General features: G+C 32.4%; 10 protein-coding genes. 5 read left to right on the top strand and 5 right to left on the bottom strand.

The annotated features are described in order from the left end of the window. Positions 1–4,680 precede the first annotated feature (4,680 nt). From DPIF8902391_RS07480 to DPIF8902391_RS07470, 3 genes are all read right to left on the bottom strand, one after another. Entirely contained in the window at positions 4,681–5,775 is a 1,095-nt protein-coding gene (locus tag DPIF8902391_RS07480) for a class I SAM-dependent methyltransferase (RefSeq protein ID WP_172505462.1), read from the bottom strand. A 54-nt stretch (positions 5,776–5,829) separates the two neighbouring features. Next, entirely contained in the window at positions 5,830–7,344 is a 1,515-nt protein-coding gene (locus DPIF8902391_RS07475) for an FMN-binding glutamate synthase family protein (RefSeq protein WP_172505461.1), read from the bottom strand. Positions 7,345–7,437: 93 nt separating this feature from the next. Continuing rightward, positions 7,438–7,689 (bottom strand): type B 50S ribosomal protein L31, encoded by a 252-nt coding sequence (locus tag DPIF8902391_RS07470; RefSeq protein ID WP_058885474.1) that lies wholly within the window; start codon positions 7,687–7,689, stop codon positions 7,438–7,440. A 183-nt stretch (positions 7,690–7,872) separates the two neighbouring features. On the opposite strand from DPIF8902391_RS07470, the gene DPIF8902391_RS07465 reads away from it, so the two are divergent. The 5 genes from DPIF8902391_RS07465 (at position 7,873) to DPIF8902391_RS07445 (ending at position 13,144) form a co-directional block, all read left to right on the top strand. Continuing rightward, on the top strand, positions 7,873–8,913 hold the full coding sequence (locus DPIF8902391_RS07465) for a glutaminyl-peptide cyclotransferase (protein WP_058885475.1): 1,041 nt from the start codon (positions 7,873–7,875) through the stop codon (positions 8,911–8,913). Positions 8,914–9,263: 350 nt separating this feature from the next. Next, positions 9,264–10,754: a hypothetical protein gene (locus tag DPIF8902391_RS07460; protein ID WP_172505460.1), complete on the top strand. Its 1,491-nt coding sequence runs from the start codon at positions 9,264–9,266 to the stop codon at positions 10,752–10,754. Continuing rightward, complete coding sequence (locus tag DPIF8902391_RS07455) at positions 10,747–11,430, top strand: SDR family NAD(P)-dependent oxidoreductase (protein WP_172505459.1); 684 nt, start codon at positions 10,747–10,749, stop codon at positions 11,428–11,430. Before DPIF8902391_RS07460 ends, DPIF8902391_RS07455 begins: the two co-directional genes overlap by 8 nt. Positions 11,431–11,454: 24 nt before the next feature. Beyond that, positions 11,455–12,042 (top strand): SprT-like domain-containing protein, encoded by a 588-nt coding sequence (locus tag DPIF8902391_RS07450; protein ID WP_058885478.1) that lies wholly within the window; start codon positions 11,455–11,457, stop codon positions 12,040–12,042. 19 nt (positions 12,043–12,061) lie between these two features. Continuing rightward, the gene (locus tag DPIF8902391_RS07445) at positions 12,062–13,144 is read left to right on the top strand and encodes a mannose-1-phosphate guanylyltransferase (RefSeq protein WP_172505458.1); all 1,083 of its coding nucleotides are present in this window, start codon (positions 12,062–12,064) and stop codon (positions 13,142–13,144) included. 72 nt (positions 13,145–13,216) lie between these two features. Here DPIF8902391_RS07445 and DPIF8902391_RS07440 read toward each other — a convergent pair whose 3' ends face one another. Together DPIF8902391_RS07440 and DPIF8902391_RS07435 are read right to left on the bottom strand one after the other, a co-directional pair. Next, the gene (locus tag DPIF8902391_RS07440) at positions 13,217–13,945 is read right to left on the bottom strand and encodes an acyl-CoA desaturase (protein WP_058885480.1); all 729 of its coding nucleotides are present in this window, start codon (positions 13,943–13,945) and stop codon (positions 13,217–13,219) included. A 59-nt stretch (positions 13,946–14,004) separates the two neighbouring features. Further along, entirely contained in the window at positions 14,005–14,577 is a 573-nt protein-coding gene (locus tag DPIF8902391_RS07435; protein WP_144430098.1) for a Crp/Fnr family transcriptional regulator, read from the bottom strand. Positions 14,578–14,581: the final 4 nt, after the last annotated feature.

Genomic DNA, 14,581 nt, shown 5'->3' with positions numbered 1-14,581 from the left:
TGTTACTTTTCCATCTGCATCAAAGCCAGTACCATCTAAAATACCATCATTATCAGCATCTATTCCTCCTGATTCTAAAACGTCGTTACATCCGTCAGCATCTGAATCGAGGTCTAAATTATTCGTAAGTGTATCTCCATCTAAATCTGAGCATCCTTTTGGAAGGAAAGAAAAACCTTCATATCTTGTTAAAACACTTGAAACAGTGTGATAATCTAAAGAAAAAGGATATGACACTCCCGCTAAATCAATATCTAAATACCATCGAGAGTTTAGAATCTGATTGGTACCAGAATCTAACTCCAAAATAGTACCAGATGTAATTACAGCACCATCAGTTAGGTTTACTATTTCATTTAAAGGGTCACTAAGAACAGCACTTGTTCCTCCTGGCCAAGTTAATGTAATTTGTTTCTTTGCATTTTGAGCTCCATACGCAGAACCTGGCGCATTACTTGCTATTCTTAAAGCATTTAACACACCATTTACTGGCGCTTGTAAGGTGAATTTAATATCAAACGTATTTGGAATTACATTTCCTTCGTCCCAATACGCTAAAATTCCTTCAGTAACACCAGCGTAACTTTTAAATTCAACAGGTATTTTGTTTCCTAAAGGTAATTCAATTTGAGAAGGAGATGTTAATGTAAAGTCCGTACTCAAAACACTAGAGGTAAAAGTACCTGTTAGTGTGTTTGTATCTATCCCAGTAACAGCACCTGGTAATAAAGCACCACATTCAACACTATCTAAAATACCATCGTTATCATTATCTAAATCGCAACCGTCTGGAACTCCATCGGTATCTGAATCTATAGCATCATCAAAGCCATTACATTTATCATCTTTATTTACAACACCATCGCCATCATCATCACACTGACCACCTGTTATTGCTGGGTCTGTACTACTTACATCTGCCTGACCACCATTTACAATTGTTGGAACTCCATTAGCATCTACTGCGCCTGTTAAAATTCCTTTTCCATCTACACTTGCTAATGTTAGTGTTGTTTGAGCACCTTCTAAAGCGTCAGAACAGCCGTCGTTATCAGAGTCTAAGTCTAAATAATCTGGGGTTCCATCGCTGTCGGTATCTTGATACCCTAAACAGATGTCTAAAATTCTAATTCCAATATTATCTTGTTTTGCTAAAGGGCTTTGTTTAATAATTATTTTAGTAATAGGCTCATTAATAATAAATTTATACCCTGCTTCTAATGCACTTACCCCACCATAAGCAGGACTTGCTACGTTGGTAGTTGTATTACCTGGATAGGCAACACCTGTTAGTTTATTATAATATGGACCACCACTAGCATAAGTTGCATCAATACCATCATAATATGGATGATGATATATAGTTCCTGTACCTTCTGTAAAAAGAGTTCCATCAAAATAAACTCTAGTTGTTCCATTGTAAAACTCAATAATCTGTGTTTCATCATAATTTGGTGCAATAGTAGGACTACCATTTGCAGCCGCAATACTTCTTACATTAAATTCACTAAAAGTAACTTCTGAAGGAAAACTAATTACAGTTTCATTTCCTATAATAGCCCCAGAACCCCCTCTTGATGTAATATCTATGTTGGCATTACCAGAGCCATTAGCATATATTGGTCCTTGCAAAGCTGAAGATGTTGCTAATGTAGCAACAGTTCCTATAATTGTAGCTGTACTACTACTTGCTGTAAATGTATTTGATAAAAGACCTTTGGTTGTTGAGTCCCAAATTATTGAACCATTTTCTGAACATGTCTTTTCTACACTATCTAAAATACCATCGTTATCATCATCTAAATCGCAACCGTCAGGAACTAAATCGCCATCATTATCTGCTTTATCATCAAAGCCATTACATATATCGTCTTTATTTAGAACACCATCACCATCATCATCACACTGACCACCTGTTATTGCTGGGTCTGCGCCACTTACATCTGCCTGACCACCACTTACAATTGTTGGAACTCCATTAGCATCTACTGCGCCTGTTAAAATTCCTTTTCCATCTACACTTGCTAATGTTAGTGTTGTTTGAGCACCTTCTAAAGCGTCAGAACAGCCGTCGTTATCAGAGTCTAAGTCTAAATAATCTGGTGTTCCGTCACTGTCGGTGTCTGTAGATGCACAGGTTTCAACAGCAAACTCAATAAGATCACCACCATTACCCTCAAAACCAACACCTTTCCAATTAAAAGTAACTGACGTGAAAACACCATCCAAACGAACTGAACCAGCAGCTGTACCTCTATTAACTTCAGGTAAAGCCTCTGAATTCACATCTATTAACACTAAATTAGGTGTTTTTTGAATAGTTGTTCCCGTAACTTCAAAGTCATCAGTACCACTCAACCTTTTCAGAGTTATGTTTGGTGTAACTAAAGTAAAATTCAATGAATTTGACATACCATTGGAAGAACCTCCTAACTTATCAATATGCAACACAGGACTCACAACAGGGGTACTAAATGTAAATGTAAGTGTACCAGAACCTTGATCATCAGTTAAAAGATCGATATCGGTAGTTGGTCCCTCTGGAGCACTGTCCCAATTAACATCATATATGAAAGAAGCTCCACCTGCAACATTTGGTAACCAATAATTTGTTGTATTGAAGGTGTCATTCCCAGAAGAATAAAGACTTGCTGGGCTTATAAATGTAGAACTACAAGTAACTGTTACTCCACCAGCACTAGAAGACCAAGAAGCTCCTGAACCAGTCCAAGTACCAGTTAATTCATCAGAACAAAATCCTTCATCAGTATCTAAAATACCGTCATTATCATCATCTAAATCATCTTTATTTAAAACGCCATCGCCATCAAAATCACAAGTATCACCATATTTATTAGGATCTGTACAAAGTACAGGACAAGAAGAAGTTCCGTCTGTAGTCTGTGCGTAAGTAGGTGTATAGTCTACTGCACCATCGCTTCCAGCATCTACTGCATCTACAAGACCGTCGTTATTTGTATCTACATCAGGGAATTGGTAATCGGCAGTTGTATCGGTAGTAGCTCCTGCTTCGTAAGCATCGGAACAACCATCGTTGTCAGAATCTAAATCAAAATTATCTGTATAAGCATCACCATCGGTATTAGGACAGTTTAATGCAGCGTTGCGCGTCATATCAATATTTCTGAAACCAATACCATGAGTAGCTACTTTACCACCTACATCACGCCATAATAATGTAATACTCTTTATTTTATCAACTCCCGAAGTAAATGACACTCCTAAATTTGAATTTACACTACCATCTCCAACAGTTGCTACTGCCATATTAGGCGTACTAGAGCCAGTTGCTGTACCGTTTTGTAAATTGTATGCTGGTGTAGCGGTTGCTGGTTTAAGTATTGGGTTGGTCAACTGCATTCCTGACTCCGTAGTTGCGTAAAATTCTATTTCATCACCACCAAAAGTAGCATCTCCATTAATATGAATAATATCAAAACATACCTCATTTAATGGGTTATCTGAAAAATCAAATGTTATGGTTTCGGTACCATTGATACCTCCACTAGCAAATAAAGTAAAAACATCAGATGCTAAGAAAGTTGCTGGAGCTACATTTGCAGGGCCAGAAAAAGAAACCGTAGCATTTAAACCACTACTTTGTACGTTTGAATACGTTTTTGAAGGATTTGGTGGGTTATTTTCGTCAAACACTAAGGTTGCTTCAGCAAGAGGTATCGCTGAACATTCATCAGTATCTAAAATACCATCGTTATCATCATCTAAATCATCTTTATTTAAAACGCTATCGCCGTCAAAATCGTCTCCTGGTCCAGTACCACCAACAACAAATACTGCTGCGGTAACTTTGCTACTAAAAACAAACCCCTTAACAGCGTTTAGCATCCCCTCAAAAAAAGATGTTTCTTTCTTTTTTATTGCTTTAGATGCGCCTAATTTATAATAACTCTTATTATAAATAGCCGCTGAACTTAAACTAACTTCCGTTTTATTTAAACTTAGTTTTTCTATGAAAAATGGAACTTCACTTTTATACGCAGTGGCGTTCTTTACATACGGATTCGCAAATACATTTGTTATACTTAACAAAAACATTAAGCAAGTAACTAATAGCACTTGCTTTTTATATACAGATAGATTCATAAAAAATGAATTAAAACAATTTATTAAGAAACGCTTAATTAAGCAATAATTAAGCAATAACATTTTATGTAGATTTTTTCTTTTCATAGCTAACAAAAATTAATTAAACACAACAATACAAACTACATTAAAAAATAGTACTGTGATATCGTTTGATTAATAAAAACAATAATTTATGCTTAAATAAGCTATCTAATTTACAAGATAATTCTACTTTCATTAAATTTTTCTTTAACTTTTATTTAACTTTTTTTTCAGACCTTCCCAAAATAAACCCAAAACACTGTAGATCAACAAAAAAAAGACTTAACACAAACAAATGTATTTAAAAAAAAAGATATAGACTACCTTAATTAATTTATTTTTATTAAAAATTAACATTTACTTAACACTAAAAAACACACATAACCCCCAAACAAAAAAGCGTTGATATTCATTTTTTTCATATTTTAAAACCTTATTTTCTTCTACAAAAAACCGCTCTAAATTTAATTTAGAGCGGTTAGCTATTTTACGTATTTACATAAAATTTATTTAAAGATTCTTTAAAATAAATTAATCATTTTTACATTCAATAATATGAAACTTATTCGTATTTCCTATTATTTTTATATTGGTAAAAACTTTTTCTAAATGCGTTTTATAATTCAAATGCGTATTTGCAACTAATACAAAACGTCCGCTTGGTTTTAAACAACGTGCGACACCTTTAAAAAGTTCAATGGTTACTTCTATATTATTTTCATGCTCAAAATGAAACGGTGGATTAGAAACTACTAAGTCAAAAGTATCTTTTTCTAAATCGTTTAAAGTATCGGCACAAACAAATTCCGCATTTTCGGCTGTTATATTTAATTTTGAAGATGCAATTGCTACATTAAAATCATCAACCAAAGTAACTTGTGCTTCGGGGTTTTGTTGCAGTACGTCCCAAGCGATAACACCGTTACCAGAGGCAACGTCTAATACTTTTAATTCGTTTTCTTGTACTTTTAAATTATCTAAGAAAAACTGGGTTCCGTAATCGATTTTATCCGAAGAAAAAACACCGTAATACTGCTTTATAATTTGTTCTTTAAATTTAATTTCATTTAGCAACGCTCTTTCTTCAACTTCTTTTTTAGGTGTTTTTAACACTAATAACCGTGCTTTTTTCCAAGCGTTGGTTTGCTCTACTTCTTCAAAATATCTTTCGGCTTTTTTAAGATAGGCACGAGAAAAATATTTAGTCATAAAACCACAAACAACCACGGTGTTTTCATCTGCTGATTTATAAATTTGTTGTAAAAAAAGCTCAAACAATTCTACTGATTTCGGTAACTTAATTAAGGCTAAATCTACTTTCTCTAAAGTATCTAAAGGTGTTTTATAAACAATATCGGTAGGTAAATGATTTAATTTTAAATTTTGAGTAATTGCTTTTTTCTGACTTGCATACGCCCAAACAGTAGTTAATTTCTTGGTATTTAACAAGGTATTAAAAATACCAAATCGGTCATTATATATATGAATATTTTGAACTTCTAAATCGGTAATATAATCAAGGGTTAATAACTCGGCATTGCTCCAAGCACGTAACGATTTGTCATCGGTTTTAGGATAGCGTTCTAATTGATATTTTTTAGCGTTTAACTGTAATTTTGTTTCCATTATTTTGATAAGTTCTTCACGTATTTAGAACCTGATATTTAATTAATTAATTTTTTATTGTAAATCGTACACAGCATCTAAAGACTGAATTTCTCCCGCTTTATTTCTTCTAAAAACATGGCTTGCTTTAACATCGGTAATTGAGTTTTTTCCCATAGCTGCCACCACTTCTTTTACGGCATCAATCGTTTTATCATGATAATTTTTAACTCGGATATTTTTCTCGGCAACCACTAAAGCTTCCACCAAATCTTCCTCTTGGGTAGCCACACCAACAGGGCAGCTATCTAAATTACATTCACGCGCCTGAATACAGCCTAAACTTAGCATAAAACTACGTGCCATACCAATTGCATCGGCACCCAAGGCTTTGTATTTTACAATATCAAAAGCATCAATTGCCTTACCGCTTGCTATAATTTTTATTTGATCTTTTAGTTTGTATTTTCTTAATGTTTTAGTAACAAAAGCCAAACCATCTAACAAGGGTGTTCCTACGTAATTAGAAAATTCTATCGGTGCCGAACCTGTACCTCCTTCACCTCCATCAACCGAAATAAAATCAGGATAATTATTAGCATCAGCAAAGGCTTTTATCATCGCTTCAATTTCATCATTATCGCCTACACAAAATTTAATTCCTACAGGTTTTCCTTCGGATAAATCTCTTACTTTTTGAATAAAAACAATCATTTCATCAAAATTAGAAAAAGCCGAATGCCCTGGAGGAGAATCTACACGTGTAAAAGGTTCTACGGCACGGATTTTTGCAATTTCTTCGGTATTTTTTTTAGCTGGTAAAATTCCTCCATGTCCTGGTTTTGCACCTTGTGAAAACTTAATTTCAATCATTTTTACTTCAGGACGGATGGCATTTTCTTTAAAAACCTGAGCATCAAAAACACGCTTTCCATTTTCATTTTTTCCTGCTCCAAAATAGCCTGTTCCTACTTGAAAAATTAAATCGCCTCCTTGTAAATGATGTGGTGATATTCCTCCTTCGCCAGTATTATGAGCAAAATCAGCCATTTTAGCACCCTGATTTAACGCCATAATTGCATTTTTACTCAACGAACCAAACGACATTGCCGAAATATTAATAATAGAGGCATCGTATTTTTGGGTACATTTATCAGAACCAAAAACCACTCTTTCGCCAGCAATATGATGATGGTCTTTCGGAAACAACGAATGTTTTACAAACTCATAGCCTTTTTCGTATAAATTATGTTGGGTACCAAAAGGCACGGTTTCAATTTCTTTTTTAGATCGCTGATACACAAGGCTACGTTTTTCACGATTAATTGGTGTTCCGTTTAAATCATCTTCAATAAAATATTGTTGAATTTTTTCACGCTCTTCTTCAAAAACCCAACGCAAACGAGATATTACAGGAAATGAACGCATCAACGAATGCTTTTTTTGAATAAAAGCATCGTAAAAAGCCAATATACTTACGCAAGATGCAATGGTTAACAGAATATAATTTCCCATTTGAGGCATGAAATAAACCAATATACCGCACAAAGCATTTATAATAATAACAACAGCTAAAATAGTATCTCTCATTTTTGTAGAATTTATCGGCTAAATTACCAATTTTTTGGCATAAAAAAAGCCCTAACGATTGTTAGAGCTTTTAAATATTTTAGATATTTGAAATTATTTCTTGAATTTCGCATATTTATTTTTGAACTTATCAATACGTCCGGCAGTATCAATTAATTTAGATTTACCTGTATAGAAAGGGTGAGAAGTTCTTGAAATTTCTAATTTGATTAATGGATACTCTGTTCCTTCTACGTCTAAAGTTTCTTTAGTGTTAGCAGTTGAACGTGTTAAAAATACATCTCCGTTAGACATATCTTTAAAAGCTACCATTCTATAATTTTCTGGATGTATTCCTTTACGCATCTTAAATGACTTTTAAATATTGTTTAATTTTTTTATCAAACTTGTAAAAATGGTAAAGTTTTACACTAAAAATTAATTTTAGTTGTTTGAGGTTGCAAATTTAACCATATTTTTTAATTTTCAAACAATAAATTGTTTTAATTTGTAGTATAATCGAATAAACAAGAAATCAAACCATAAAATATGCGTATTTACTCCTACTTAGCCTTAGCTTTATCAATAGCTAGTATTACTTCTTGTAGCCAATCAGACTACAAATTTAAGTTAGATACCTCTAAAAAAACCACTTTAGGGCAGAAAGCTACTATTAATTTTGAACAAACTGAAGGTAAAAAGATTGATTCTGTTCATTTATTCGTGCAAAAAAAACGTGTAAATAAAACTCAAACAAGCGTTACTATTAATACTGCCGATTTTGGTGTTGGTAAATTTGCCGTTACCGCCTTGGCTTTTTATCCGAAGAAATCTAAAAAAATTACAGGAACTATTGAAATTTTAGCTAAAAATGCGCCTGACGTTTATACCTATAAAGTTATAAATACCTATCCGCACGACAAAAAAGCCTATACCCAAGGTTTAGAGTTTAAAGATGGTTTTTTATACGAAACTACAGGGCGTAAAGGCGAATCTACCTTACGAAAAGCTGCTATAGAAACTGGGGAAGTTCTTCAAAAAATTGATTTAGATAAAAAATATTTTGGTGAAGGAATGACTATTTTTAACAATAAAATTTATTGGTTAACATGGCAAGCTCGCAAGGGTTTTATTTATGATTTAGAAACGTTTAAACAACTTGGCGAATTTGATTATAAAAATAGTAATCAAGGTTGGGGGTTAACGCACAACAAAAATGAGTTGATTAAAACAGACGGAACCAATAAAATATGGTTTTTAAATGCCGATAATCAAACAGAAAAAAGAAGTATTCAGGTTTATACCAATAAATATGCGGTTGATAACTTGAATGAAATTGAATTAATCAACGGAAAAATTTACGCCAACAAATGGCAACAAAATTCTATTTTAATTATCAATCCTAAAACAGGAGCTGTTGATGGCGTTGCTAACTTAAACGGGTTAAGAGATATCGTTGCAAAAGAGCAAACTTTAGATGATAATGACGATGTTTTAAACGGAATTGCTTACGATGCTCAAAATAATCGCTTGTTTGTTACCGGGAAACATTGGGGTAAATTATTTGAAATTGAACTAATTAAAAAATAATATTTTTACTGTTTTAATTATTATTAGCCTCTGTTTAAAGTTCATTTAAAAACGTTTTATAACTAAAAAATCGAATACGTCAACCTGAATTTATTTCAGGTTCGCATCCTGATTTGCCGTAATTATTGGCTTTTTTTTGATGATTCTTGTCAATTCGAGTGATTTTAATGACTAAAAGGAATTAAAATTGTATCGAGAATTTGAATTCTTTTATGTTGATAAATTCTAATTGACTTTAATATTAAATAAGTTCTCGATACAATTTTTTGAAGGAAAAAAACCACTCGAACTGACCGTTTATTTAATTTTAAACAAGCTCTTAAACCTTAAAAAACTAACAACATTTATATATGAGATATTTATTGCTGATTTTAGCTAGTATTAGTTTAATTGTTGTTAGTTCTTGCAGAAAAGAGTTTAATACTGTTCCGAATTTTGGAGAATTAGAGTTTTCAAAAGACACCGTTTTTTTAGATACCATTTTTTCGAATATCAGCTCTACAACCTACACTTTAAAGGTGTATAATCGAGCTAATAAAGCTATTACAATTCCTGAAATTAAACTAAAAAACGGAAATACTTCAAAATACCGTTTAAATGTTGATGGATTATCAGGAAAACACTTTACTGATATTGATATTTTAGCAAACGATAGTATCTATATTTTTGTAGAAAACACGGTTGATTATAACAGTATTTCAACGCCTTTATATACCGATAAATTACTTTTTGATAACGGAAATAAGCAGCAAAAAGTACCTTTAGTTACCTTAATTCAAGATGCTCATTTTATATTTCCTTCAAAAAATAATAGCGATTTTAAAACACTTACTATCGATGGTAAAAACACTAAAATAGCCTGTCGTTTTTTAACTGAAGATGAGTTAACTTTCACCGATAAAAAACCTTATGTAATTTATGGATACGCGACTGTTCCTTCGGATAAAACACTTACAATAAATGCAGGGACAAACATTTATTTCCACAAAAATTCAGGTTTAATTATTGATAAAAAAGCCCGCTTAAAAATTAATGGAACGTTTGATAAAAAAGTAACTTTTCAAGGCGATAAACTAGCACATCGTTACCGTAAAACTCCAGGACAATGGGGCAGTATTTGGATACGTAAAGGAAGTTTTGGAAATAACATAAATCATGCGATTATCAAAAACGGAACTGTAGGTGTTTTAGTCGATAATATTGGGCAAAAAAATAGCCCTACCCTTCTAATTAAAAACACCGAAATTTATAATAATTCCTACTACGGAATTCTAGGGAGAAACACACATATTGAAGCCGAAAACTTAGTTATTGGTAACGCAGGAAAAGCATCTTTGGCATGTATTTCTGGTGGAAATTATAATTTTACACACAGTACATTTGCCAATTATTGGAACAATAGTATGCGTCAAAAACCAACTGTTTTTATACGTAATTATAACTCTTTTACGGATGATAATCAAACAGTAAAAACCATCACAGAAGATTTAGTAAAGGCAAATTTTATCAATTGTATTATTGAAGGAAATAACAATACCGAGCTTATCTTTGATAAAAAAGAAGATGGTGTTTTTAACTATCGTATTGAAAATTCATTAATTCGTGGCGCTTCTAATAATGCTTTAAACTTTAATGATACAGATCATTTTAAAAATATCCTTTTAAATGGAAACCCACATTTTAAAGATGTTGATCAAAACGATTTTAGAATCGGCGAAAATTCTGAAGCTATTAATAAGGCGAAAAAAACAAGTATATTTAACGATATTTTAAATATTTCGAGAAAAACAACTCCTGATATTGGCGCATATCAGCACATAACATTTAAAAAAGATGAGTAAAAACATAGTAATTACAGGAACTAGCCGAGGGATTGGTTTTGAATTAGCACAAAAATTTGCAAACCAAGGACACAACGTATTAGCATTATCAAGAAACACAAAACCTTTAGAGCTTGTAAATCATAAAAACATCACAGCTTTATCGGTTGATTTATCAAATAATGATGATTTAAAAAAAGCCACTGATTTTATTAAAAAACAATGGAATACTGTTGATGTTTTAATCAATAATGCTGGTAAATTAATCAACAAACCTTTTACAGAATTAACAACTTCCGATTTTGAAGAAGTTTATAAAGTGAATGTTTTTGCGGTTGCCGAAATAACAAAACAACTGATTCCGTTTATGCAAAAAGGAAGTCATGTTGTTACCGTTAGCTCAATGGGCGGAGTTCAAGGAAGTTTAAAATTTGCAGGTTTAGCAGCTTATAGTTCGGCAAAAGGTGCGGTAATTACCTTGTCAGAATTATTAGCGGAAGAATATAAAGAACAACAAATAGCCTTTAATGTTTTAGCTTTAGGAGCTGTGCAAACCGAAATGCTTGAAGAGGCTTTCCCTGGTTATATTGCTCCTTTATCGGCAAAAGAAATGGCTGATTATATTTTTGATTTCTCATTAACAGGAAATAAATATTACAACGGACAAGTATTACAGGTTTCTAGTTCTAATCCATAAAAAAAACTATAAAACGAGTTAATTTTGCAAGCTATACTCCTTAAATATATTCCCGAAAAAGCGGTTCCGTTAGTTGAATATTTAATTAACGAGCATAAAATTAACCTGAAAATTGTAAATCAACGACAAACAAAACACGGCGATTTTAGAACCTTTTCAAACGGACAAACACAAATAACGGTTAATAATAACTTGAATAAACAGCAGTTTTTATTAACCTTAATTCATGAAATTGCACATCATGTTACCCATCAAAAATTTGGAAGGGTACAGCCGCACGGAAAACATTGGAAAATGGTTTTTCAACATTTAATGCTTCCTTTTTTACGCCCTGATATTTATCCGAAGAAAATACTTCCGTATTTGGCAAATTATCTTAAAAACCCAAAAGCAAGTACCGATTCTGATGTGCATTTATCGTTAGCCTTAAAAAATGGAATTGCTAGCACTGGAAAGGTTTTTATTTTTGAAATTTCAAACGGTGAATTATTTCAATTTAAAAACACCATATACAAAAGAGGAAATAAACGAAGAACGCGCTACGAATGTTTAAATTTAGCAAATAAAAAAGTGTATCTTTTTAATCAAAATGCAGAAGTTGTAAATATCTGACATTAAAAATTAATAGCTTATGAATAACAATTATTATGCAGTAATTATGGCAGGTGGTGTAGGCTCTCGGTTTTGGCCTGTAAGCACGCAAGAATATCCGAAGCAATTTCATGATATGTTAGGTACTGGCGAATCGTTAATTCAACGTACTTTTAATCGAATTAATCAATTAATTCCTGCCCAAAACATCTTAATTTCAACCAATGAATGTTACCAGGAATTGGTTTTAAAACAATTATCAAAAACTAGTAAACAGCAATTATTATTAGAGCCTACAATGCGAAACACGGCGCCGTGTATTTTATATGCAGCCTTAAAAATATACGCTCAAAACCCTGATGCGGTGTTATTAATTGCACCTTCTGATCATTGGATTGAAGATGAAATTGAATTTTTAAAAAACATAAAAACAAGCTTTGAAGCATCTGAAAAAAACGATATTTTAATGACACTTGGTATTGAGCCCGATGCGCCAAATACAGGCTACGGTTATATTAAGTTTGAAGAAAATTCTTTAGAAGATTCAGGTGTTAAAAAAGTGAAAAACTTTACTGAAAAACCAAATTTAGAAACCGCTAAAGAATTTTTAAAAAGTGGTGATTATTTATGGAATGCAGGAATTTTTATTTGGTCGGCTAAAAGTATTTTAAAAGCTTTCAAAGAGCATCTGCCTGAAATGTTTGCGGTTTTAAATACCGATAAAAAAGTTTATAATACTGATTTAGAAGCTGATTTTATCAAAAAAAATTATGAGAAATGTGAAAACATTTCGATTGATTACGGTATAATGGAGCCTTCAAATAATGTACATACATTGCCTGTAAATTTCGGTTGGAACGACCTAGGAACTTGGGGTTCGTTATATAATAAACTAGCAAAAGATAGCCAGCAAAATGCCGTCGTTGGTGCCAATGCGCTGTTTAAAGATGCTAGCGGAAATATGATTCGAACTCAAAGCGGTAAAAAAATAGTCATTCAAGGATTAAGCGATTTTATTATAGTCGAAAAAGACGATCTTATTTTAATCTGCCCTAAAAAAGACGAACAAGATATTAAACAAATTAGCGCACTAGCAACTGCCGAATTTTCAAAATTAAACTAAAAACACCGCCTTTTTAAGAAAAAAAGGCGGTGTTTTTTTTATTGAATTTAGTTCAGATTATTCTAGCAGTATTTAATTTTTAATCTTAATCAATTTTAACTTATTTAAAACAAGCATAATACAATAAGTAACATCAATTTCATGCCATCTTACGCCACCAAAATTAGCACGACTTCCGTGGGCATGGTGGTTATTATGATAGCCCTCGCCCATCATTAAAAAATCAAACGGCAATAAATTTTTAGAGGTATCACTTACTTTAAAATTTACGTAGCCATAAATATGTGCAAACCAATTGATAATTACTCCGTGAATTGGTGCCATTAAAAAAGCTACAGGTAATAATAACCACTGCCACCAAGCGGTTGCAAAAAAAGCAAAAAAGACCACGTATAATGCCGCCCAAATTACTCTTGAAAATTTAGAACTTGCAAAATTATCAAAGCTTTTCCATTGTGGTACGTTTTTAGTAAATTTAGCCTGAATTTCAATTCGTTGGTTATTAATATCTTGATATACATTTTTAGTGCGCCACATCATTTTAAATAAATTCGAATCGTATTTTGGCGAGTGTGGGTCTTTTTCTGTATCGGCATAGGCGTGGTGCATTCGGTGCATTACTCCGTAACCGTAGGCACTTAAATAGTTTGAACCTTGAAAAACCCAGGTAAGTACAAAACATACTTTTTCTGCAAATTTTGACATCGTAAAACTCTGATGTGCAGCATATCTATGTAAAAAAAAGGTTTGAAAAAACAGCCCTGAATACCATAAAAAAATTATAAAAATTACTATTGTCATTCTTGTACGTTTAAGACACAAAGAACCTACTTTTATAGCACAAAAAAAATGAACCTAAGTTAAGTAATTCGCCTTCTAATACGACTTAAAGCTTGGGCTGTAACACCAATATAAGAGGCTATATATTTTAATGGAATTGCTTTGATAAGCTCTGGACGTTCGTCAAATAATTTCAAATAACGCTCTTCGGCTGTTTCGTTTAATAACGATTGTTCTCGCTTTGATTTTATTAGATAAAGTCTTTCCGAGGAAATTCGCCCTAAAGCATTTCCGATACTGGTTTGTTGATAAACCTTTTGCAAATCAGCATACGACATGCTCCACATTTCAACATCGGTAAGGGTTTCTAATTCATATAACGAGGGCGCTTGTGTTAAAAAAGAATCGTAAGCGCTTACAAATTCATTACTAAAACAAAAACCAAAAGTAATTTCTTTACTGGTGTTTTCCTTTGGAATAAAAAAACGAACAATCCCTTTATCAATAAAAGAAATAAAATTTTCTGTTTCACCAACTTTTAAAAGTTTTGTGCGTTTTTTTACTTTTCTTAGTGTTAATCTAGAGGTAAAAAATTGCCAATCACTATCGTTAATTAATAATGATTTTTCTAGATAGGTTCTAATATTTACAATACTC

Source organism: Tenacibaculum finnmarkense genomovar ulcerans (assembly GCF_900239495.1).
Lineage (GTDB): Bacteria > Bacteroidota > Bacteroidia > Flavobacteriales > Flavobacteriaceae > Polaribacter > Polaribacter ulcerans.
Note: the sequence above shows the minus strand (reverse complement) of the source record. Positions and strands in the feature narration are given on the sequence as shown.